The sequence below is a fragment of the Clostridium moniliforme genome (assembly GCF_017873235.1).
Taxonomy (GTDB): Bacteria; Bacillota; Clostridia; order Clostridiales; family Clostridiaceae; genus Clostridium; species Clostridium moniliforme.
The window spans coordinates 15776-37430 of sequence record NZ_JAGGJZ010000012.1 but is presented as its reverse complement, the minus strand read 5'-3'; the positions used below and the strand labels follow the sequence as shown (position 1 = coordinate 37430).

24 protein-coding genes and 3 tRNA genes are annotated in these 21655 nt (G+C 28.4%); 4 read left to right on the top strand and 23 right to left on the bottom strand.

Annotated features, from left to right (window positions below; translation table 11 throughout):
- Positions 1-18: 18 nt before the first annotated feature.
- From J2Z53_RS12065 to J2Z53_RS12055, 3 genes are all read right to left on the bottom strand, one after another.
- Positions 19-95, bottom strand: a tRNA-Asp gene (locus J2Z53_RS12065).
- Positions 96-109: 14 nt separating this feature from the next.
- Positions 110-185, bottom strand: a tRNA-Val gene (locus J2Z53_RS12060).
- A gap of 21 nt (positions 186-206) precedes the next feature.
- A tRNA-Glu gene (locus tag J2Z53_RS12055) sits at positions 207-281 on the bottom strand.
- Between the two features lie 537 nt (positions 282-818).
- Between J2Z53_RS12055 and J2Z53_RS12050 the strand changes: the two genes are divergently transcribed.
- Positions 819-2069, top strand: coding sequence for a BaiN/RdsA family NAD(P)/FAD-dependent oxidoreductase (locus J2Z53_RS12050; RefSeq protein ID WP_209797735.1), 1251 nt, complete (start codon positions 819-821; stop codon positions 2067-2069).
- Positions 2070-2307: 238 nt separating this feature from the next.
- Here J2Z53_RS12050 and J2Z53_RS12045 read toward each other — a convergent pair whose 3' ends face one another.
- From J2Z53_RS12045 to J2Z53_RS11975, 15 genes are all read right to left on the bottom strand, one after another.
- Positions 2308-3069, bottom strand: a complete 762-nt coding sequence (locus J2Z53_RS12045) for an acyl-[acyl-carrier-protein] thioesterase (protein WP_209797734.1) — start codon at positions 3067-3069, stop codon at positions 2308-2310.
- A 191-nt stretch (positions 3070-3260) separates the two neighbouring features.
- On the bottom strand, positions 3261-3455 hold the full coding sequence (locus J2Z53_RS12040) for a DUF1858 domain-containing protein (RefSeq protein WP_209797733.1): 195 nt from the start codon (positions 3453-3455) through the stop codon (positions 3261-3263).
- A gap of 95 nt (positions 3456-3550) precedes the next feature.
- Complete coding sequence (locus J2Z53_RS12035; RefSeq protein WP_209797732.1) at positions 3551-4837, bottom strand: adenylosuccinate synthase; 1287 nt, start codon at positions 4835-4837, stop codon at positions 3551-3553.
- 445 nt (positions 4838-5282) lie between these two features.
- A complete protein-coding gene (gene proC, locus J2Z53_RS12030) occupies positions 5283-6083 on the bottom strand; it encodes a pyrroline-5-carboxylate reductase (protein WP_209797731.1) in 801 nt (266 codons plus the stop codon).
- Positions 6084-6164: 81 nt separating this feature from the next.
- A complete protein-coding gene (locus J2Z53_RS12025) occupies positions 6165-7499 on the bottom strand; it encodes a replicative DNA helicase (RefSeq protein WP_209797730.1) in 1335 nt (444 codons plus the stop codon).
- 143 nt (positions 7500-7642) lie between these two features.
- The gene (lonC, locus tag J2Z53_RS12020) at positions 7643-9535 is read right to left on the bottom strand and encodes a Lon family ATP-dependent protease (protein ID WP_209797729.1); all 1893 of its coding nucleotides are present in this window, start codon (positions 9533-9535) and stop codon (positions 7643-7645) included.
- Positions 9536-9547: 12 nt separating this feature from the next.
- The gene (rplI, locus tag J2Z53_RS12015) at positions 9548-9994 is read right to left on the bottom strand and encodes a 50S ribosomal protein L9 (protein ID WP_209797728.1); all 447 of its coding nucleotides are present in this window, start codon (positions 9992-9994) and stop codon (positions 9548-9550) included.
- Between the two features lie 2 nt (positions 9995-9996).
- Positions 9997-11937, bottom strand: a complete 1941-nt coding sequence (locus tag J2Z53_RS12010; protein WP_209797727.1) for a DHH family phosphoesterase — start codon at positions 11935-11937, stop codon at positions 9997-9999.
- A gap of 19 nt (positions 11938-11956) precedes the next feature.
- Complete coding sequence (locus J2Z53_RS12005) at positions 11957-12280, bottom strand: MazG-like family protein (protein ID WP_209797726.1); 324 nt, start codon at positions 12278-12280, stop codon at positions 11957-11959.
- A gap of 135 nt (positions 12281-12415) precedes the next feature.
- On the bottom strand, positions 12416-12664 hold the full coding sequence (gene rpsR, locus J2Z53_RS12000; RefSeq protein WP_209797725.1) for a 30S ribosomal protein S18: 249 nt from the start codon (positions 12662-12664) through the stop codon (positions 12416-12418).
- A 26-nt stretch (positions 12665-12690) separates the two neighbouring features.
- The gene (locus J2Z53_RS11995) at positions 12691-13134 is read right to left on the bottom strand and encodes a single-stranded DNA-binding protein (protein ID WP_209797724.1); all 444 of its coding nucleotides are present in this window, start codon (positions 13132-13134) and stop codon (positions 12691-12693) included.
- A 16-nt stretch (positions 13135-13150) separates the two neighbouring features.
- Complete coding sequence (rpsF, locus tag J2Z53_RS11990; protein WP_209797723.1) at positions 13151-13438, bottom strand: 30S ribosomal protein S6; 288 nt, start codon at positions 13436-13438, stop codon at positions 13151-13153.
- Between the two features lie 101 nt (positions 13439-13539).
- On the bottom strand, positions 13540-13734 hold the full coding sequence (locus J2Z53_RS11985; protein ID WP_209797722.1) for a DUF951 domain-containing protein: 195 nt from the start codon (positions 13732-13734) through the stop codon (positions 13540-13542).
- Positions 13728-14630: a mechanosensitive ion channel family protein gene (locus tag J2Z53_RS11980; RefSeq protein ID WP_209797721.1), complete on the bottom strand. Its 903-nt coding sequence runs from the start codon at positions 14628-14630 to the stop codon at positions 13728-13730. The genes J2Z53_RS11985 and J2Z53_RS11980 overlap by 7 nt, the downstream gene beginning before the upstream one ends.
- 25 nt (positions 14631-14655) lie before the next feature.
- Positions 14656-14892 carry a DUF3343 domain-containing protein gene (locus tag J2Z53_RS11975; protein ID WP_209797720.1) on the bottom strand — a complete coding sequence of 79 codons (237 nt, stop codon included), beginning with the start codon at positions 14890-14892 and terminating at the stop codon, positions 14656-14658.
- A gap of 167 nt (positions 14893-15059) precedes the next feature.
- Between J2Z53_RS11975 and J2Z53_RS11970 the strand changes: the two genes are divergently transcribed.
- From J2Z53_RS11970 to yyaC, 3 genes are all read left to right on the top strand, one after another.
- Positions 15060-15692: a LysE family translocator gene (locus J2Z53_RS11970; protein ID WP_209797719.1), complete on the top strand. Its 633-nt coding sequence runs from the start codon at positions 15060-15062 to the stop codon at positions 15690-15692.
- A 13-nt stretch (positions 15693-15705) separates the two neighbouring features.
- Entirely contained in the window at positions 15706-16857 is a 1152-nt protein-coding gene (locus tag J2Z53_RS11965; RefSeq protein ID WP_209797718.1) for an aminotransferase class V-fold PLP-dependent enzyme, read from the top strand.
- A 62-nt stretch (positions 16858-16919) separates the two neighbouring features.
- Positions 16920-17498, top strand: coding sequence for a spore protease YyaC (gene yyaC / locus J2Z53_RS11960; protein ID WP_209797717.1), 579 nt, complete (start codon positions 16920-16922; stop codon positions 17496-17498).
- Positions 17499-17586: 88 nt separating this feature from the next.
- Here the strand turns inward: yyaC and J2Z53_RS11955 are convergent, their stop codons facing one another.
- From J2Z53_RS11955 to rsmG, 5 genes are all read right to left on the bottom strand, one after another.
- Positions 17587-18087, bottom strand: a complete 501-nt coding sequence (locus J2Z53_RS11955; RefSeq protein WP_327786723.1) for a DUF4446 family protein — start codon at positions 18085-18087, stop codon at positions 17587-17589.
- A gap of 61 nt (positions 18088-18148) precedes the next feature.
- Positions 18149-19003 carry a ParB/RepB/Spo0J family partition protein gene (locus J2Z53_RS11950; protein WP_209797716.1) on the bottom strand — a complete coding sequence of 285 codons (855 nt, stop codon included), beginning with the start codon at positions 19001-19003 and terminating at the stop codon, positions 18149-18151.
- Complete coding sequence (locus tag J2Z53_RS11945; RefSeq protein WP_209797715.1) at positions 19000-19785, bottom strand: ParA family protein; 786 nt, start codon at positions 19783-19785, stop codon at positions 19000-19002. The genes J2Z53_RS11950 and J2Z53_RS11945 overlap by 4 nt, the downstream gene beginning before the upstream one ends.
- Before the next feature lie 207 nt (positions 19786-19992).
- Entirely contained in the window at positions 19993-20775 is a 783-nt protein-coding gene (gene noc, locus J2Z53_RS11940) for a nucleoid occlusion protein (RefSeq protein WP_209797714.1), read from the bottom strand.
- Positions 20776-20925: 150 nt separating this feature from the next.
- Positions 20926-21645 carry a 16S rRNA (guanine(527)-N(7))-methyltransferase RsmG gene (gene rsmG, locus J2Z53_RS11935; protein WP_209797713.1) on the bottom strand — a complete coding sequence of 240 codons (720 nt, stop codon included), beginning with the start codon at positions 21643-21645 and terminating at the stop codon, positions 20926-20928.
- Between the last annotated feature and the right edge of the window lie 10 nt (positions 21646-21655).

The following is a 21655-nucleotide window of genomic DNA, read 5'->3' as shown; positions in this document are numbered from 1 at the left end:
TTATATTTTAAATTTAAATGGCGACTCAGAAGGGGTTCGAACCCTCGACCTCCGGCGTGACAGGCCGGCACTCTAACCAGCTGAGCTACTGAGCCGTATTAAATTTATGTGGTGGGCACAACAGGGTTCGAACCTGTGACCCCCTGCTTGTAAGGCAGGTGCTCTCCCAGCTGAGCTATGCGCCCACATAAAATTATAAAATTAAATGGTGACTCCTAGGGGAATCGAACCCCTGTTACCACCGTGAAAGGGTGGTGTCTTAACCGCTTGACCAAGGAGCCATATTAAGTTAAAAACTTTTTTTGTAACCCGCTCATTTGTTTTAGAGGCGGTAATCACATAGACTATATTACATAAAATCATTTTAAGTGTCAACACTTTTTATAATAAATTTTTAATTTTTTTTATTTTTACTACTTAATATTGCATTTTATTACACATTATTATTTCATATAAACTGTTGATAACCCTTACTTACACAAGTTTTTTGCATTATTTTAATACCTAAATAAAGTATTTTTTGTTTTTTATATATTTTTTTATTTTTTAATCTTATTTCTTAGAAAAATCAAGCTTCAGCTTTATTATAATACTATTTTTACCATATAAAACTTATTAATACCTATCAGTAATTCTTTATTGATAATATTAAATTTTATAAACTAAACTTTTTTTTAAAATATATTATAAAAGAAAAATTTCTACATCTATATATAAAAAATTTTTTCAAATATATATTTAAAATTCATTTCTTTAATAAGAATTATTCCTGTGGTAGAATTTATATTAAAGTATATTTTAAGGAGAAAATTTTAAGTATGATATATCATGATTTAATAATAGTTGGTGGCGGTGCTTCAGGACTAATGTCTGCTATTTTAGCTAAAGATTTTGGATTTGATGTCGCTATAGTTGAAGGAACAGATAGAGTTGGTAAAAAAATTCTTACTACTGGAAATGGAAGGTGTAACATTTCTAATTCATCAATTTCTTATCCATTTAAAAATTACCATAGCTCTAATAAAGACTTCTTTATTAATGCATTAAATAGTTTTTCAATAGAAGATACAAGAAATTTCTTTTTATCAATAGGATTACCAATAGTAGAACTTGAAAATAACAAACTTTATCCACAATCACTTCAAGCATCATCAGTTGTGGATATATTTAGGCTAGCTTTAGAGGATAGAAATATACCTTTATACACAAATTGTAAAGTAAAAACTATCCACAAAAATAAAAATTTTAAGTTATCCACAAATAATGATGAATTTAAATACTTTAGCTGTTCAAAACTTCTCCTTTGTTGTGGAGGAAAATCTGCAGTTAAAACTGGATCTGATGGTTCTGGATTTAAATTAGCTGAAGATTTAGGTCACTCTATTACAAAAACAATGCCTGGAATAGTTCAATTAAAGCTAGATTATCCTAAACTAAAAGGACTTTCTGGAATTAAATTTGATGGCAAAGTATCTTTAATAGTTAACAAAAAAATTGTTAGAGAAGAATCTGGGGAAATTTTATTCACAGACTACGGAATATCTGGTCCACCTATATTACAAATTTCATCCACAGCTTCTAGACATTTAAAAAATAATGATGATGTGTGGATAAAATTAGATATGATGAATGATAAATCATTAGATGAGGTTAGTAATTTCATTTATGGTCATTTATCAATATTTTCTCATAGAAGTATTTCTGATGCTTTAATTGGAGTTGTAAATAAAAAACTTATCCCTATTCTTCTTAAAGATATTGGAATTTCTAATATACACATTCCCTGTTATGAACTTGACTGGAAGTGTCAACAGGAACTAATAAATAAATTAAAAAATTGGGAATTTAAATGTATAGGAACTAAAGATTTTTCAAATGCACAAGTAACAGTTGGAGGAGTTAATACAAAAGAAGTTTCCGAAAACTCACTAGAATCTAATATTATTAAAAATCTCTATTTTGCTGGAGAAATTTTAGATGTTGATGGAGATTGTGGTGGTTTTAATCTTCAATGGGCTTGGAGTTCTGCATTTTTTGCTATAAATTCTATACTTAAAAACAAAAATTAGCTAAAAAAATAAAAAAGCAAAATACTAAACATTAAAGAGTAATAAAATTTAACTATACTCTAAGTTTACTATTTTGCTTTTTTTATAAGTATTCTATATTTTCAAACTATATTATTATAGATACTTAAAATTATAGCTATGTTTTAGTGAATGTTGATTTTGGATAATCCTTTAGACTTACTTAATTTCACAAAGAGTTTCTATTATTTATTAAAAACAAAGAACTTCTTCTATAAATTTAATCTTCTACCTTTGTCCAATGAGCTTCTAACAATGTTAACTCTTCTCCATCTTTATTTGTAATTTTATGAAGAGTAATTAATTTATCTCCATCCTCTTTAACTTCTGCTGATACATGAATTTTATTTCCATAAGTAGTTTCTTTCTCAAAAACCACCTTTATTCTGCTTATTTGATAGTCCTTAACTACTTCTATTGGAACTGACTCTATAGCCCATTCAATATACTTAGCATTGTTTACATGAGTATTTGAGTCTATATCACTATATCGTATTTGGAATTCCTTATAGTAATCCTCTCTCGTAGGTTTTTCTATTTTTTCCATGTCTATAGCTTTATCTAAATCTTTTTCTTCATCATATATCTTATAGTATTCCTTTAATATTCTTGCAGGTCTTCTTTTTTCTATATTTATCAAGAAAAATAATGCTGTCGCTTCTGCAAGAAGTTCACCATCTTCACTTTCCACTAAATAATTTCTATAAGCATAAAACTTTTTAAATCCTGCTGGCATTGTTGTTACATTTATCTTTTGTCTATACTTTGGATATTTGTGAACCTTTATATCATATTTATAAAATACCCAAGTACATCCATGAGCTAATTGAAAATCTATTGTATCTCCTATTGTCTCAGCATGTATGCTCCCAACATCACAGAAAAAATCCACTATTGATTCTAACTTACATCTTAACTTATAATCTGAATCACGATATATAACCTCATATGGTTTTGTATATTTTTTTATGCAATTTTTCATTTACTACTCACCTCAAAATTTAAATATAGTATAATCCTATCTTAATCTATTTAAACTTTCTATTATATATTTTTATATTAAACTTATTTTTACAAAAAATTAATTATATAAATCAAAACTACAATGATATTTTTTATTATAAAAAAGCAGATAGATTAAGTTCTATCTGCCTTTAAATAACTTAGGTTATATTACATTTCTTCTTTATTATTTAATGCTACTATTAGTGCATCTAAATTTAATCCGTGAACAGCTGCTGCTTCTTCTAATGTTTCAGCTTGAGCTGATGGACATCCAACACATCCCATTCCAAAAGCCATTAAAATTTCTGCTCTTGTTGGATCCTTATGAATTATTTCACCAATTGTCATATCCTTAGTTATCATTTGATTCACCTCTTTAATAATTTTATGTACATAATTATCATCTATAAAAAGATTATATTTTATACAATTATTAAAGTCAAGTTTTCTAGTCGGAATTAAATTTCTTTAACTCTCATAGTTTGATCTCTCTTTGGACCAACTGAAACTATTGATACATTTGTATCTGTAAACTCTTCAATTCTTTCTATATATTTCTTTGCATTTTCAGGAAGTTCATCATAGCTTCTTGCATCAGCTACACTATCATCCCAGCCTTCAAATTCTTCATATACAGGTTCACACTTAGCAAGATCTTCTAAACTTGCTGGGAAATAATCTATAACTTCTCCATTGAATTTATATCCCACACATACCTTAATCTTATCAAGTCCAGCTAAAGTATCTATTTTAGTTACTGCAAGTGAAGTTAATCCACTTACTCTTACAGCTGTTTTAAGAATTACTAAATCAAGCCATCCACATCTTCTTGATCTACCAGTTGTAACTCCATACTCATGACCTTTTTCTCTTATCCAAACACCAGTCTCATCATTTAATTCAGTTGGGAATGGTCCTTTACCTACTCTAGTTGTATATGCCTTTGCTATACCAACAGCGTTAGTTATCATTCTAGGTCCAATTCCTGATCCACTAGCTACTCCGCCAGCAGTTGTATTTGATGATGTTACATATGGATAAGTTCCATAGTCAATATCAAGAAGCATTCCTTGAGCACCTTCAAATAATACATTCTTATCTGCTTTTATTGAATCATAAATTTTTACTGAAGTATCTTTAACAAATGGTCTCATTCTCTTTCCAAGTTCAAGGTATTCTTTAAGAATTTCATCTACATTTAAAGGTTCTCCACCTAATACTTTTGTTATGTATAAATTCTTAGCTTCTACATTTTCTCTTAATTTTTCTTCAAATACATCTTCGTGCATAAGGTCACAAACTCTTATACCACATCTTTCATATTTATCTGTATAACAAGGTCCAATTCCTTTTCCTGTTGTTCCTATGTCATTTTTTCCTCTTGCTTTTTCTTTTAATTTATCTAATACTTTATGATATGGCATTATTAATTGTGCTCTATCACTTATTAATAACTTCTCTGGTGTTACTTTAACTCCAACACCTTCTAAATATTCTATTTCTTCAAATAATGCCTTTGGATCTACTACTACTCCGTTACCAATAACATTTGTCTTATCATCATATAGTATTCCTGAAGGTATTAAGTGAAGCTTATATTGCTTATCTCCTACTTCTACAGTGTGACCTGCATTATTTCCTCCTTGGAATCTAACAACAACATCTGCGTCCTCTGCAAGATAATCTGTCATCTTTCCTTTTCCTTCATCTCCCCATTGAGCTCCTATTACTATAAATGCTGACATATTGTTTGCCTCCTTTAGACTATCAATCTAAGTCTTTATTAATTTTATGGAGTTATTTATACATTTCTATTATTTACATTAATATAAAATTTAATATAAATATTTTTGGATTTATAATCTCCAATAATTATAGTATCAAACCATAAATTATAAATCAATATTTTATCGAATATTTTTATTTATATTAAATAAATAATTCGTATGTATTACATTTTATTAGAAAATAAAAAAACCTTAGAGCTGTGGTCTCTAAGGTTTTTTTCCTTAATTTTAATAATTAAGAGGAGTTTTTAGTTAATGTTTTTGTGTGTTTATGTGTATCCAGTTTCATAACCAATTCAATTTTCTCACGCTTTCTAATTGATATTGATTATCACTACATTTAGTATATAAAATACTTTTATTTTTGTCAACAATTAATTTAAAAATTTTTTAAATTATTTTTTTACATACTTTTTGATTTAGCTGCACACTTATCTAATGCTTCTATTACTGCATCTCTAAAACCCTTCTTTTCAAGTTCACAAACAGCTTCTATAGTTGTTCCCCCTGGAGAACATACCATATCTTTTAACACTCCTGGATGCTCCTCTGTTTCAAGAACCATCTTAGCTGAACCAAGTACACTTTGTGCTGCCATCTTATAAGCTTTATTTCTTGGTATTCCAAGTTTTACAGCACCATCTGCCATAGCTTCTATAAACATAAATACATAAGCTGGTGATGAACCACATAAAGCTATAAATCCGTGAAAGTCTTTTTCATTTAATATCTCATATTTTCCAAATGCCTCAAACATACTACAAACATAACTTAACTCTTCCTCTGTTACATTACCATTTGGACATATTGCAGACATTCCCTCTCCTACTAATGCTGGTGTATTTGGCATAGTTTTAACTATTTTAAAATTATCTCCTATCATATTATGTAAATCACTTAATTCTATACCTGCTGCTATACTTATAATAATTTGATCTTCTCTAAAAACTGTTTTAACTTCTTCTAGGACCTCTTTATACATATATGGTTTAACTGCTAATACTACTATATCAGATTCCTTTGCAACAACTATATTATTTAATACGCCTCTTATTCCATATTTATCTTCTAACCTTTTTTTTGATTCATTACTTCTAGTAGATACGATAATATCTTTAGGATCTACAAACTTCTTATTTATTAATCCTCCAACCATTGAACTTCCCATATTTCCGCATCCTATAAATCCTATTTTTTTACTCATAAAAAACCTCCTAATTTAAATATCTATATAAATATGAAACTCACCATTTAAAGGTGAGTTTCATATTTTTAAAATTTAATATTACTCCTGATGTATTGTATCTAAATTACCAAATTTACTGAATTGACCAAGCCATGCAAGTTTAACTGTTCCAACTGGACCATTTCTTTGTTTAGCTATAATACACTCACCAACATTCTTTTCCTCTGTTTCCTTATTATAATATTCATCTCTATATAAGAACATAACAAGGTCAGCATCCTGCTCAATTGAACCTGATTCTCTAAGGTCAGATAACATTGGTCTATGGTCTGCTCTTTGCTCTGGAGCACGAGATAACTGTGAAAGTGCAATTACTGGACACTCCATTTCTTTAGCTAATGCTTTTATTGATCTTGATATCTCTGATACTTCTTGCTGTCTACTCTCTGATGAAGAACCTGACATAAGTTGAAGGTAATCAATCATTATTAAATCTATTCCATATTCTATTTTAAGTCTCCTACACTTTGATCTCATTTCCATTACTGATACTCCAGCAGTATCATCTATATATATTTTTGCTTTTGATAAAGGTCCTGTAGCTCTTGCTATATTCTCCCAATCCTTATCATCTAAAGCACCAGTTCTAAGTTTTAACATATCAACATTAGCTTCAGAACATAGAAGCTTATAAGCTAATTGTTCTTTTGACATTTCAAGTGAAAATATAACTACACTTTTTCCTTCTCTAAGTGCTGCATGTTCTGCTATATTTAATGCAAAAGTTGTTTTACCCATAGATGGTCTTGCTGCAATTAGAACCATATCTCCCTTTTGAAATCCAGATGTCTTTGCATCTAAATCTAAGAATCCAGAACTTACTCCTGTTATTTCACCTTTATTATTAAATAATCTTTCTATTTCTATAAATCCTCTTTCAAGAACTTGATTTAAAGGTTCAAAATCACTTGTAGTTCTCTTCTCAGCTATATCAAATATTCTCTTTTCTGCTGAATCTAATACATTTTCAACATCACCTTGCTTATTATAACTTTCCTCAATAATTGAAGTTGATGCTTTAATAAGCTTTCTAAGTGTTGATTTTTCTTGGACTATTTGTATATATGAACCAAGATTTGCTGTTGTTGGTACAGAGGATGTTATTTCTGTTACATATGTTACACCACCAGCTCTTTCAAGAGTATCATTTGCTTTTAGATTTTCTAGTACAGTAACTAAGTCAACAGCCATATCTCTTTTAAACATTTCAATTATGCTCTTAAATAATACCTTATGGCTATCTCTGTAAAAATCTTCTTCATCTAAGCCTTCAGCAGCCTGAGCTATTGCACTTCTATCTATAATCATAGAACCTATTACAGATTGCTCTGCCTCTATACTTTGTGGCAATGTTCTATTAACAGTTGTTTCCATTTAATTACCTCCTTCCAAACTTTATACTCTCATATTATATCAAATTATTATATTAAAAAAAGTTAAATGTGTAAATTAATATTTTATGATTTTTTAGAAATTTAAAGAGGGTACTTAAAATACTTAAGCACCCTCAAAATATATTAAAAAACTAAATTCATTACTTCCTCAATAGTTTTAACAGGTTTAACTTCTATATCTGTTAATCCTTGCGGAACTTCATTTTTATTATCTTCTGGAACTACTACAAGTTTAATCCCTTTTCTTCTAGCTCCATAAATTTTTTCAAATATTCCACCTACAGGTTTAACATTTCCTCTTAGTGATATTTCCCCGGTAATAGCAACATCTTGTCTTAACGGCTTTTCTAATAATGCACTTATTATACAAACAGTTATTGCTGCACCTGCTGAAGGCCCATCAATTTTTCCTCCACCAATAACATTAACATGTATGTCATAATCTTTTATATCTTTATCAGTAATTTTTCTTATTACTGAGGCTGCATTATATACTGAATCCTTTGCCATACTTCCAGCGGTTTCATTAAATCTAACTGTTCCTGCACCTTTTTTCTTTGCTGGAAAAGCTGCTGCTTCAATTTCTATTGTAGATCCAATAAATCCACTAACTCCTAACCCGTTTATATGACCAACTTCATAATCAGGACCATCAGTAACTCTTTCAAATTGAACATATCTTCCAATTGAAACTACTTCTTCAACATCCTTTAACGTTATCTTAAGCTTCTTTGGTTTAATCTTTCTCTTGTATAGAGCATATCCATATGCATCAGTAAGAATATTTACAGCCTTTCTACCTTCTATAGTAAATCTGCTTATATATTCCGGAACTTCCTTTTCAAGTGAAACGCCAAGTTTTTTGGCAGCATTTTTTACTATATTTTCAATGTCCTTAACTCCAAGTGGTTCAAAGAAAACTTCAGTACATCTTGATCTAAGAGCAGGATTTATCTCGCTAGGTTCTCTTGTTGTTGCTCCAATTAAAACAAAGTCTGCTGGAGCTCCTTTTTCAAATAAATACTTTATATATTTAGGAGTTTTTTCATCATCTGGATCATAATATGATGATGAGAATTCAACTCTCTTATCTTCTAGAACTTTTAACAGTTTATTTTGAAGTATATTATCTAATTCTCCAATTTCATCTATAAACAAAATTCCGCCATGAGCTTCAGTAACTAAACCTGGCTTTGGTTCTGGAACTCCTATATCAGCTAAATCTCTTTTGCTTCCTTGATATATAGGATCATGAACTGACCCTAATAAAGGATTTGTAATTTCTCTTGGATCCCATCTTAAAGTTGTACCATCAACTTCAACAAACTTAGAATTATCATCAAATGGAGTAAAGTCTAATTCTTTTGCTGCATTTAATGCAATTCTTGCAGCTGTAGTTTTACCAACTCCTGGTGGTCCATAAAGAATTATGTGTTGAGGATATGGAGATGATAACTTTGAAATTAATGATTTTATTGCTCTTTCTTGACCAACTATCTCATCTAAGGTTTCTGGTCTTAAAAAGCTCATTATATTTTTACTTGTTACTCTTGAATCTAACTCCTTAAGTTCCTCATATTTTTTCTTTGTCTTTTGATTTTCACTACCTTTTTCCTTTTTTATAATGGATAATCTCATTTCATCAATATATTTTTCTTGCTTTTCCATTATAGCTTTTTCTACTTTAGATTCTATTTGGCTTTGAATATACTTTTTAGCTATTTCTTCCGAAATCCAACCTACAGCATCTTCAAGAACTTCATCTATTTTTTCTTCTGGTGGAACTACTTCAATTCCCGCTCCATCTGAAGCTATCATATTAAGTGCATAAGCTCTTTCTGCAACATTTTTTGAATTTATATATTTATTTAGTTTAAATCTTATTGTTCTAGCCCTTATAGCACCTTCATCTAATACATTCTTTAATATATCAAAAAGAACATTTATTTTAGAGTCTTTAGATAGGTCTCCTGTTAAAACATCCTTTAGGAAATTAACTTCCTGTTGTAATTTCAAATCATTTCCTCCTTATACTTGTGGAACAATAATAACTTTCATCTTTGTTGAAACTTCAGGATATAATTTAACTTCTATTTCATATCCACCAGCTACTTTTATTGTTTCCATTACAATTTTCTTTTTATCAATATCTATTTTATAAGTTTCTTTTATCTTTTTTGCAACATCCTTGCTTGTAATAGCTCCAAATAATTTTCCATTATCTCCAGCCTTACCTACTATTTTTATTTCTTTTCCCTTTAATTCACTAGCTAACTTTTGTGCTGCTTCTAATTCAGCTAACTTTTGCTTTCTTTCGTTTTCCTTTTGGTTATTTAAAATATGTAAATTATTTTCTGTAGCTTCCTTTGCTAACCCCTTTGGAAATAGAAAATTTCTTGCATATCCATCTGATGCATTTATAACATCACCTTTTTTTCCTAACTTTTTAACATCCTTTAATAAAATTACTTTCATTATTAGTCACCCACCCTTAAATATTTTTTCATTGAATCTTTTAAGTCAACTAAGACTTCATCTATTGATTTATCTGATACTTTAGCTCCTGCCATGTTCATATGTCCTCCACCACCTAGTGCTTCTAGTACAACTTGAACATTAATATCTCCTATTGACCTTGCACTTATATAAGTATCCCCATCAATATTAGCTAATACAAAACTTGCTAAGATACCAGAGATATTTAATAACTCATCTGCTGATTTTGCAATAATAACAGTATCTCTTACATTACTTGGACATGTTGCAATTGCTATTTTGTCTGTAATCTTTGCTGATTTAATTATATCAGCAATTTGTATAAAATCTGTTAAGTTATCAGTAAACATCTTTTTAACTTCTGTAGTTTCTGCACCTATGTTTTTTAAAAAAGAGGCAGCATCAAAGGTTCTAACACCTGTTTTTAATGAAAATCCCTTTGTATCCATATAAATTCCTGCAAGTAATCCTTCAGCCTCTAACTTTGTGAGACTTGGTTTATCATTCATGTATTGTATTATTTCTGTTATCATCTCACAAGTTGATGATGCATATACTTCTATATAGTTTAACAATGTATCTTCTATTATATCAGCACTTCTCCTATGATGATCTATTATTACCTTTCTCTTTGAACTTTCAACAATTTTTAAGTTATTAACATAATTTTTATTGTGTACATCCACAATAACTAAAAGAGAATCATCATCAATTTCTTTTATTGCTTCTTCTGATGTTTCAAATAGATTAGCATATTTTGAATCACTTTTCAATTCTCCTAAATAATATTCTATTGCTCCTATATCATTATCTAATATAATGCTACAAGATTTACCTAATTGCTTTATTGCACTTGCAAATCCAACTGCTGCTCCAAAACAATCCATATCAGGATTTTTATGACCAATTATAAATACCTTATTACTTTCATATATAAGTTCTTTTAAAGCATGAGAAACAACCCTTGCTCTTACTCTAGTTCTTTTTTCTACTTCTTTTGTATTTCCACCAAAAATCTTAACTCCATCACTGCTTTTTACAACAACTTGGTCTCCGCCTCTTCCTAATGCAAGTTCCTTTGCAACAACTGCATAATTATGATTTTCTAAAGGTGATATTCCACCCCTACCAACACCAATACTTAATGTTATATCTAACTTATTTCCCTTATTTATTTTAGATATATTATCTAAAATTTTAAAATTATTATTTATCTCTTCATCTATATATTTATCTTGAACAGATACAACATACATATTTCTTTGATACTTCTTTATCATAGCCTCTAATCCATAAGCATACGAATTTATTTGTCTATCTATTTCTGCAATTACTAAAGGTTTATCTACATCATCTGTTGTATCTAATGCTTCAGTAAAATTATCTATCTCTATAAGCATTATACTTTCTTTTGTAGTATCTAAACCTATAAATTCACTTATATCGTTGAAATATACTAAATATAACTCTTCCTTATTTCTAAAAATCTTTGTACTATATACATCATATAGCCTTCCATTTAGCTTTAACCTTTGATGTAAATCATATTCTGCCTTTATTATATTGTTTAAATTAAGTTCTCTTGCAATGCTTAATATATTTTCTCCTATAAAACTTTTACTAGGCTTTAATTCGTTAAATATATCGTTATGCCATTTTATACTGCCTTCCTTATCTATCAATACAATAGGTAACAATGTGCTAGCAACATTTTTTTCTATGGTCTTGTTTATGTTCTTTGTTAGTTGATTCATATCATCTTCTTTTTTCCAATAATTATTTAACTCATAAAAATTATCTATAAGATATATTATTACAATTAATAAACTAATTTGTTTATACCCTAATAAAAAGAATATTACAGAAGATAAAATTAGCACTATTGGCTTTATTAGTTTCTGTAATAACTTAGTAAATTTCATAAACTCCTCCTAATTATTTTTATTGTTCTCTTCTGTCTGAAATATATTCTTTAAGTTTACTTAAGCTCTTTCCTTCTTTTTCAACTTCATCTTCAGCTCTTATACCAATATCAAGTTTTTTTTTCATCTGATGATCTATTTCCGGTAATGAATATCCAAGCTTTTCTCCTAATACATATAAAATAATTATTGCACCTGATATACAATCAACTATAGCCTCTTCTGCAACATTACTTCCTCTTGTTAATAAAGTATAAAAATCTCCAATTACTCTAAGTAATTGAGCCTTTAAACTTTCAATAATTTTAACATTTCCCATTATATTTAACCCATGTTTTTTCATAAATCTCACCCCTAAAAAAACCTTGTATGTATATTTTAGTTTTTTTCCAGTACTAATGCAAGATAATGAAAGTTTTTTCAAAAAAATAAGAGAGTAAAATAGAAAATTAATTCTATTTTACTCTCTTTATCATTACTACTCAGTTGTAAATGGTAATAATGCTATGTTTCTAGCTCTCTTAACTGATTCAGTTAATTGTCTTTGGTGCTTAGCACATGTTCCTGAAATTCTTCTTGGAAGTATCTTTCCTCTTTCAGTAACATACTTTCTTAACTTAGCTACATCTTTGTAGTCTATTGATTCAGCCTTTTCAACACAAAAAGCACAAACTTTTCTCTTAGATCTTCTCATTCTTCCGCCAGATCTTCTGTTGTTTTCTCTCATTATTTTCCCCTCCTTACCTTGAAAAACTAAAATGGCATGTCTCCGTCATCAACTGGAGTCATATCATCGTCAAAACCTCCAAATGAATCATTTGATGGTTTTGAATAATCAGAATTATTGCCACCGAAATCATTATTAAATGATCCAGTATTATTGTTACCTTTACCGCCACCTACGAATTCAAAGCTTTCAACTACTACATCAGTAGTGTATCTCTTTGAACCATCTTGTGCATCATAACTACCTGTTCTGATGTTACCAGTGATTGCAATTTGGCCACCTTTTGTAAGATATTGTGCTATTGTTTCAGCTGTTTTTCCAAAAGCTACGCAATTGATAAAATCAGCTTCATCTCTCTTGAATTGTCTTGTGACTGCAATTGAAAATCTAGTAACAGCGTTACCGCTTCCTGCTGCAAATCTTAATTCAGGATCTCTTGTAAGTCTACCTAAAAGTATAACTTTGTTCATTACAATATCACCTCTCTTACGCTTCTTGCTTTACTACGATGTGTCTTATAACACCATCAGTAATTCTGAATATTCTTTCTAATTCTCTTGGTAATTCTGGGTTTGCTGTAAAGTCTACTAGTGTATAGTATCCTTCGTTAACTTTTGAAATTTCGTAAGCAAGCTTTCTCTTACCCCAAAAATCAACGTTTTCTACAGTTCCTCCACCATTTTCTATTACACCTTTAAACTTTTCGATGTTAGCTTTAACAGCCTCTTCATCAAGTGATGGGTGTTGTATGAATATAGTTTCGTACTTTCTCATCATTTTCACCTCCTCCCCTCGGACTAACGGCTGTGTTTTACACAGCAGGGATTACAATTTATAATTTTAACATTTTAAATTTAATTTTTCAAGGATTTTTATTAACTTTCTGCTTTTTTTACTATTTTTTTTGCACCTTTTTGAAATTTAGACCTTGGTATCATAATAACTCTCCCACACCCTGTACATTTTATTTTTATATCTGCACCAATTCTTGTTATTTCGAAATTTTTTTCTCCGCAAGGGTGTTGTTTCTTCATTTCAACTATATCACCTAAATTAAAATTCTCTACCAATTAACCTTCTCTCCTTTATTTTTTATTATTATTTCTGTTTTATTATAAGGAATCTCTATTCCAGCACTATCTAAAGCTTCTTTTATAGCCTTTCTAAGAGCTCTCTCCATTGACCATTGGCACATTGGTGTACTAAATCCAACCGTTCTTATATTAAGTCCTGATGCACCAAGGTCAGTTACTCCCCATATTTCTATTGAGTTAACCACTTCTTCCCTATGTTCTTCTTCAAAAACTTTACAAGTTCTCTCTATAACTCCAAGTGCATTATCTATATCTTCTTCATAAGCTATAGATACATCTACAATAAACCTTATATTACTTCTTGAATGATTTGTAACTGCTTTAATTGTTCCATTTGGAATTGAATGAATATCACCATTAAAATCTTTAATTATTGTTGTTCTTATTCCAATACTTTCAATTATTCCTTCAAAACTTCCTATTGTTACATAATCTCCAACACCATATTGATCTTCAAATAATATAAAAAATCCATTTATAAGATCCTGTACTAAACTTTGTGCTCCAAAACCTACTGCAAAACCTCCTATGCTAGCAAAGGTTAATGAAATTCCATTAAATAAATCTGACAATATTATAGCTATTCCTATAAAATATACAGAATATTTAAGTATACTATGTAATACAGCTCCTATTGTTTTAGCTTTTTGAGGATTCATTGTGAGCTTAGAATTAGGATTATTAACTTGCCTATCAACAAACTTTTTAATAGCTACATTTCCAACCTTTATTGCTATAAACATTAAAATAATAACGCTAATAACCTTAAAGCCCTTTTTTATTATAAAATCTATGGATTCAGCAGTTATTTTTATAGGTCCAATTTTTATTCCTTCCTTCATAGAAAATATATCAATTAGTAAATAATTCATGTATTATGTATTCTCTCCTTTTTAGTTAAATAATTTCCTCATACCCACAATCTTGCTTACAATATATATTTTTATATTCAAAATTTTCTTTTTTAATTTTATTAATGTCTTCTTCGCTTTCCACTCTTATACAAATTCCACAACTCTTTGTTATAGAAGTTGGAGTTGGCATAATTCTAAAATTATATTCTTTTTCTCCAAGAAATTTTTCTCCAGCCATAGCATCATGAGTATTTTTAAAAACTATTATATAATATTTCATAATTATCACTCCTATTCTCTAAAAATTTTGCTTATATTCTATATTATATATAATTTATAAGTTTTATAAAGAAATATAATATGTTTTAGTCAAATTTAATGAATTGTATTTAAATTTGATTTATAATTAAATAATATAGATTTATATTTAATTCAAAGGAGATCATTATGGTACAATTTTTAAAAGCGCCAATTGTAGGCTTTTTAACAGGTGTTATAGCCTCAATTCCACTAGGGCCAGCTGGATTAGAGTCTATAAACCGCTCTATAAGTAAAGGTTTCTGGCATGGATTTAAAGTGTCCATCGGTGCTGTTTTAGCTGATTATACATATTTGACTATAATTAATTTAGGTTTACTACAAATACTAGAACAAAATTATATATATAAAGGAGTTTTTTGGCTCATATCTGGTATAGTATTATTTCTTTTTGCTAAACATTCAAAAAAAGAATGTAATACTAAAGCTTCAAGATTTTTAAATAATCCAAAAACAGGAGGATTTGTATCCGGTTTTATAATTACATTAATTAATCCCGTAACATTTTCCTTTTGGTTAGCTTTTAGTGGAACTGTTATGTCTATATGGAGATCAGATGGAACTGCATTTTTTTATACATCTTTTTTATGTATGCTAATCGGAAGTCTATCTTGGTTAGCTATATTAAATTTATTTGCTTCAAAAGGCTTAAAATTAATAAAGGGTGATGTTAATGCTCTTACATCAAAATTATTAAGCTTTGTTTTATATATTATTGCAATATGTTTCTTTATTTACGGATTATATGTATTAATTTGGTGAGAGGTGTTGAATTATGAAGGTATATTTAGATAATGCAAGTACAACCTTTCCTAAACCAAAGGTTGTTGCTGACTCAATTTATAATTATTTAGTAAATGTAGGTGGTAACGCAAATAGATCAAACCACCAAAATGCATTAGAAAGTAATAGAGAAATTTTTACAGCCCGTGAAAGAATAGCTAAATTTTTTAACTATGACAAAATTGAAAATGTAATATTTACAAATAATATTACTGCATCATTAAATACACTTATAAAAGGATCCTTAAGAGCAGGAGATCACGTTATAACATCTTCTATTGAGCATAACTCAGTTATAAGACCATTAATATGGTGCAAGGAAAATTTAAATATTGAAATTGACTTTGTTAAAGCAAGCTCTAATGGATTTATAAATCCTAATGACATAGAAAATTTTATAAAAAGTAATACTAAGCTTGTTGTTATAACTCATGCCTCTAATGTAGTTGGTACTATTCAGCCTATTAAAGAAGTTGGTGAAATTTGCAAGAAGCATGGTATTTTTTTTATAGTCGATACAGCTCAATCTGCAGGAACTGTTCCAATAGATTTTAAAGAGATAAATGCTAGTGCATTAGCATTTACTGGACATAAAAGTCTTCTTGGTCCTCAAGGCATTGGTGGATTTATTATTGATGATGATTTAAATGAGATTTGTAAACCTCTTTTACAAGGAGGAACAGGAAGTCTTTCTCACGAAATACATCAACCAAACTTTATGCCTGATAAATTTGAAAGTGGAACATTAAATATTCCTGGTATTGTTGGTTTATCTAATTCTATAGAGTTTATAAATAAAGTTGGAATACAAAATATAAAAGAAAAAAACTCAAAACTTTATAAAAAACTTTTAAACGGTCTACTAGACATTAAAAATTATAATGTATATGGGGATATAACTGGAAATAAAGCTACTACTTCCTTATCATTTAATTTAAAAGGTGTAGATACATCAGAATTATCTTTTTATCTTGAAAGCTATGGTATAAGTAATCGTTCAGGACTACATTGTGCTCCAATGTGCCATGAAACTATAGGAACTTTTCCATCTGGCACCGTAAGACTTAGTATTTCTTACTTTAATACTGAAGAAGATATAGATTATGCATTATCAATATTAAAAAAAGCTAGTGAAGAATTATAATAAACCGTTTGAATATATCCCTCCCTTTATGGAAATAATTTCTATAAAGGGAGGTTTTTTTAATGGATAATTCTTTTTCTGTTTATGGAGTTAATACAAATTCATCTGTTCAAATTGGAAAGTATCTTTATGATATATTAAGTAAAATAGATTGTAATAGAGAGATTATTTTTTTATGTATTGGTTCTGATAGGTCAACTGGTGATTCTTTAGGTCCTATAGTTGGTTATAATATAAAACAATTTAGTAATGAAAGAATATTTATTTATGGTTCATTATATAATCCAATACATTCCCAAAATCTTAATAAAACTATAAATAAAATAAATAATAATTTTAATAATCCTTATATTATAGCAATAGATGCATCTCTAGGTTCTTTAAAAAATGTTGGGAAAATCTTTATAAAGCATAAACCCTTAATACCAGGATTAGCACTTAATAAAAATTTACCTCCTGTAGGTAATTTAAGTATAACCGGAGTAGTTAATATAAAATCAAATAATTTTGAATTTGTAGTATTACAAAATACTAGATTATATTTAGTAAATTCATTAGCTGAAAATATAGCTAGTGGTATAATTTATTGTATTAATAAATTACTAACAAACAGCAATAAATCCAAATATATTGATATATAAATTAACTAATACACTTTTATTTATCTTAATATTTAAAAGTGTATAAAAAATCTCTTTTCTCAAATTATTTGAGAAAAGAGATTTTTTATTACTTACTATTCATCGCTTCTTTTAATACATGCGCTTCTTCTTCTGATAATTCATATCTTGAAATACCTTTATCAACTGGTTTTGCATAAGTTGTACTATCATGTCTTCCATATAACCCTGTTATTATTATTCCATCATTATGTCCATCTAACATTGCTATAGAAAAACTTAAATCACTTCCAACATCTTCAAAAGCTTTATATCTCATTATTCCTACCTTTTGTACGCAACCTCTTATTTCAACTTTTAATTCATCACAAGCTTTAGCTGCTACATTTGCTGCATCTGTTGCCTTTTCTACTTCATCTAGCTTACTATTAATTAATTCTTCTAGATTTTTTGTTGTAGTACCTCTCATCATTCTTCTGTACTTATTTTCTAGTTTACCTACTGATCTCCATAGGGCAATAACTAAAATTAAAAGTAATAAAATTATTATTCCCATACCAAGTAATATATAAGGTAAGTAATTTCCTAAATTTGATATTAAATCTTCCACTGTTTTTCCGTCCTTCCTTTTATTAAAGATGTTTCACGTGAAACATGTTTCACGTGAAACATTAAATATTTATCAACTCTAAAATCCTATTCAAATCATCTTCTGAATAGTATTCTATTTCTATTTTTCCTTTTTTATTTTTTGAGTTTATATTTACCTTTGTTCCAAAATAATCTTGAAGTCTATTTTGAACATCTTTAACATAAGGATTAATCTCCTCATTCTTCTTTTTATTATCATTATCTTTTTCTTTAAATAATAATTTAATTAATCTTTCTAATTCTCTAACAGAAAGCTTTTCATCAATTATTTTTTGTGCAAGATCATATTGTAAATCTTTATCTTCCACCCCAAGTAATGCTCTTCCATGTCCTTCTGAAATTACACTTTCAATTAAATACTGTTGAACTCTTTCATCTAAATTAATTAATCTCATTGTATTAGTAATTGCAACTCTTGATTTGCCAATTCTTTTGCTTAACTCTTGTTGAGTTAAATTAAAATCATCAATTAATTTTCTATAAGCCAAAGCTTCTTCTATTGGATTTAAATCCTGTCTTTGTATGTTTTCAATTAGAGAAATCTCTAATATTTCTTTATCACTTAATTCCATAATAATAGCAGGTACTTCCTTTAAGCTTAGCATTTTTGCAGCTCTCCATCTTCTTTCTCCTGCTATGATAACATATTTATTGCCATCCTTTTTTAATATAAGAGGTTGAATAATTCCATGATTCTTAATTGATTCAGCAAGTTCTGCAATATTATCACTGTCAAAAAATTTTCTTGGTTGATCTGAATTATTTACAATACTATTTAAAGGAATTAATGTAGTTGATGAACTTTTTTCTTTAGTTTCAACTTCATCAGGAATCAATGCCCCTAATCCTTTTCCTAATCCAAATTTTTTACTCATTTATTCTCACCTTTCATAATACCTTGTCTTTTTAAGAATTCTTCTGTTAGTTTTGAATACGCATTTGCTCCCTTACATTTCTCATCATAAAGCATTATAGGTAAGCCAAAACTCGGAGATTCTGCTAACCTAATATTTCTAGGAATTGTACTTTCATAAACACTATCTTTGAAAAATTTCTTTACTTCATTAAATACTTCATTACTAAGATTAGTTCTGTAATCATACATTGTCATAATTACACCTTCAATATCCAATTTAGGATTTAATGATTTTTTAACTAATTTAATAGTATTGATAAGTTGTCCAACTCCTTCTAATGCATAGAACTCACATTGAATAGGTATCAATACAGAATTACAAGTTGTTAGTGCATTTATTGTCAGCACCCCTAATGATGGTGGACAATCTATAAAAATAAAATCAAAATCATCTTTAACTTCACTTATCTTATCTAATAGTATTCTTTCTCTATTATCTTTTCCTATAACCTCAACCTCAGCTCCAGCTAGTTCCATTGTTGATGGTGCTATATATAAGTTTGAAATAAGATCACTATGTATAATAACATCTTTTAAAGTTACATCTGAAGTTATAACATCATACATTGAAAATTCTAAGCTTCTTTTATCTAATCCTAAACCACTTGTAGTATTCCCTTGAGGATCCATGTCTATTGTTAACACCTTATAACCTGCCATAGCAAGATAAGAAGCTAAATTAATGTTTGTGGTTGTTTTTCCAACCCCACCTTTTTGATTAAATATACAAATTATTTTCATATCTAGCCCTAAGTATTTCTAGAGCTTCGCACCCCCTCTCTCATAATAACATTATATATTTTTTTATATAATAATTAAAGATAAAACTTAGAAAACAATACATTCTTAATAGTTTTTTCAGCTTTTACTTATTAATGATTTATAAATTATTTTATAAACAAAAAAGCCATTAAAAATATATATTTCTAATGGCATATTTATTAATATTTAATTTTTCTTTTTAGGAATATTTACTGTAATTTGTATATAATCTTCACAATCATTCATTTTATATTTAGCTGGTATATTAAACTTATCAAAAACTTGTTTAATTGTATTTACATAAAGTTTTGCAGGAAAAACTGATGTTATCTTTTTCTTTGATTTTCCATTAAGCTCTTTTCCAGCAGCCTTTAATAGTTCTTTATTTATTAACTCCTCTGTTTGTCTTACATTTAAATTATCTTTTATAACTTTTTTTATTATGTTTAACTGCATCTTTTCATCTTGAATACATAATAAAGCTCTAGCATGTCTTTCAGTTAATTTATTACTTAAACAAATTTCCCTAACTTTTTCACTAAGTTTTAGAATTCTAAGTTTATTTGCAATTGTTGATTGCTTCTTTCCCATTCTTTTAGCTATTTGTTCTTGAGTAAATTTATGATCATGAATTAAATTATAATAAGCTTCAGCTTCTTCAATAAAATTTAAGTCTTCTCTTTGTAAGTTTTCTAATAAAGCAAGTTCCGCTGATTCAGTATCTGTTATATCTATTAAATTGCATGGTACCTCTTTTAAACTTGCAAGTTTTGCAGCTCTAAGTCTTCTTTCTCCAGCTACTAACTCATAAAAATCTCCTATTTTTCTAACAGTAATTGGTTGAATTATACCATGTTCCTTTATAGATTGAGATAATTCCATTAAAGCATCTTCGTTAAAATATCTTCTTGGTTGATATGTATTTGGTATTATCTCGTTAATATCAATTTTTAATATTTCATTATTCATATTGACACAACCCATCCCTTATAAAATTCCGATAATTTTGCATATATATTAAAATTCGTCACTTACCATTTTTTTCCTTCTTTTTTTATCCTCTATTTTTAGTCATTTCTCTCTATTATACGGTAACTTACTACATATTATTTAATTTTTCTATCTTATTGGCTTTTTTGTTACAGTTCCAGCTTTTCTTGGATATGTTTTAGGGCATGATTTTATCTTTTTAACAATAACTATATTATGATTCAAATCCGTATCTTCTATTAATGTTTTATCAACTCTTAGTAAATTTCCACCTAAAACCTCTAAAGCTTTTTTACTATTTTCCAATTCTTCTTCAATTGCAGGCCCCTTTAAAGCTACAAAATATCCAGATACTTTTACGTAAGGTAAACAGAATTCAGATAAAACTGCCATATTAGCAACAGCCCTTGAAGTAGCTATATCGAACTTTTCTCTAAGCTCCTTATTTCTAGCACCATCTTCTGCTCTTGAATGTATAGTCTTAACATTTTTTAATCCTAACTCTCTAATTACTATATTTAAAAAATTTATCCTTTTATTAAGTGAATCTAATAGAGTAACTTGAATATCCTCTCTTAATATAGCTATAGGTAAACCTGGAAAACCAGCTCCTGTTCCAACATCAATAACTGTTTTAGCATTTTTTAGTTCATCACTTTTAAATGCTTTTATACAATCTATAAAATGTTTTTTTACAAATTCTTCATCCTCTATAATTGCAGTAAGATTAATTTTTTCATTCCATTCTTGAACTAATCTCATATATTTAATAAATTTATTATAAATATCTTCATTAAATTCTATATTAACCTCATCCGCTGCCGTTTTCATTAAACTATAAAAGTCCATATTTGCCTCC

Bases quoted from the DNA above. Each gene is read 5' to 3' on its own strand.
- rpsF (WP_209797723.1), bottom strand. From the start codon at position 13,438: ATGAGAAAGTACGAAACTATATTCATACAACACCCATCACTTGATGAA.
- J2Z53_RS12035 (WP_209797732.1), bottom strand. From the start codon at position 4,837: ATGTCAGCATTTATAGTAATAGGAGCTCAATGGGGAGATGAAGGAAAA.
- rsmG (WP_209797713.1), bottom strand. From the start codon at position 21,645: ATGGACTTTTATAGTTTAATGAAAACGGCAGCGGATGAGGTTAATATA.
- J2Z53_RS11995 (WP_209797724.1), bottom strand. From the start codon at position 13,134: ATGAACAAAGTTATACTTTTAGGTAGACTTACAAGAGATCCTGAATTA.
- J2Z53_RS11970 (WP_209797719.1), top strand. From the start codon at position 15,060: ATGGTACAATTTTTAAAAGCGCCAATTGTAGGCTTTTTAACAGGTGTT.
- proC (WP_209797731.1), bottom strand. From the start codon at position 6,083: ATGAGTAAAAAAATAGGATTTATAGGATGCGGAAATATGGGAAGTTCA.
- J2Z53_RS11945 (WP_209797715.1), bottom strand. From the start codon at position 19,785: ATGAAAATAATTTGTATATTTAATCAAAAAGGTGGGGTTGGAAAAACA.
- J2Z53_RS11950 (WP_209797716.1), bottom strand. From the start codon at position 19,003: ATGAGTAAAAAATTTGGATTAGGAAAAGGATTAGGGGCATTGATTCCT.
- J2Z53_RS12025 (WP_209797730.1), bottom strand. From the start codon at position 7,499: ATGGAAACAACTGTTAATAGAACATTGCCACAAAGTATAGAGGCAGAG.
- J2Z53_RS11975 (WP_209797720.1), bottom strand. From the start codon at position 14,892: ATGAAATATTATATAATAGTTTTTAAAAATACTCATGATGCTATGGCT.
- J2Z53_RS12010 (WP_209797727.1), bottom strand. From the start codon at position 11,937: ATGAAATTTACTAAGTTATTACAGAAACTAATAAAGCCAATAGTGCTA.
- J2Z53_RS11980 (WP_209797721.1), bottom strand. From the start codon at position 14,630: ATGAATTATTTACTAATTGATATATTTTCTATGAAGGAAGGAATAAAA.
- J2Z53_RS11965 (WP_209797718.1), top strand. From the start codon at position 15,706: ATGAAGGTATATTTAGATAATGCAAGTACAACCTTTCCTAAACCAAAG.
- noc (WP_209797714.1), bottom strand. From the start codon at position 20,775: ATGAATAATGAAATATTAAAAATTGATATTAACGAGATAATACCAAAT.
- yyaC (WP_209797717.1), top strand. From the start codon at position 16,920: ATGGATAATTCTTTTTCTGTTTATGGAGTTAATACAAATTCATCTGTT.
- J2Z53_RS12040 (WP_209797733.1), bottom strand. From the start codon at position 3,455: ATGATAACTAAGGATATGACAATTGGTGAAATAATTCATAAGGATCCA.
- J2Z53_RS12005 (WP_209797726.1), bottom strand. From the start codon at position 12,280: ATGAAAAAACATGGGTTAAATATAATGGGAAATGTTAAAATTATTGAA.
- J2Z53_RS12050 (WP_209797735.1), top strand. From the start codon at position 819: ATGATATATCATGATTTAATAATAGTTGGTGGCGGTGCTTCAGGACTA.
- rplI (WP_209797728.1), bottom strand. From the start codon at position 9,994: ATGAAAGTAATTTTATTAAAGGATGTTAAAAAGTTAGGAAAAAAAGGT.
- J2Z53_RS12045 (WP_209797734.1), bottom strand. From the start codon at position 3,069: ATGAAAAATTGCATAAAAAAATATACAAAACCATATGAGGTTATATAT.
- rpsR (WP_209797725.1), bottom strand. From the start codon at position 12,664: ATGAGAGAAAACAACAGAAGATCTGGCGGAAGAATGAGAAGATCTAAG.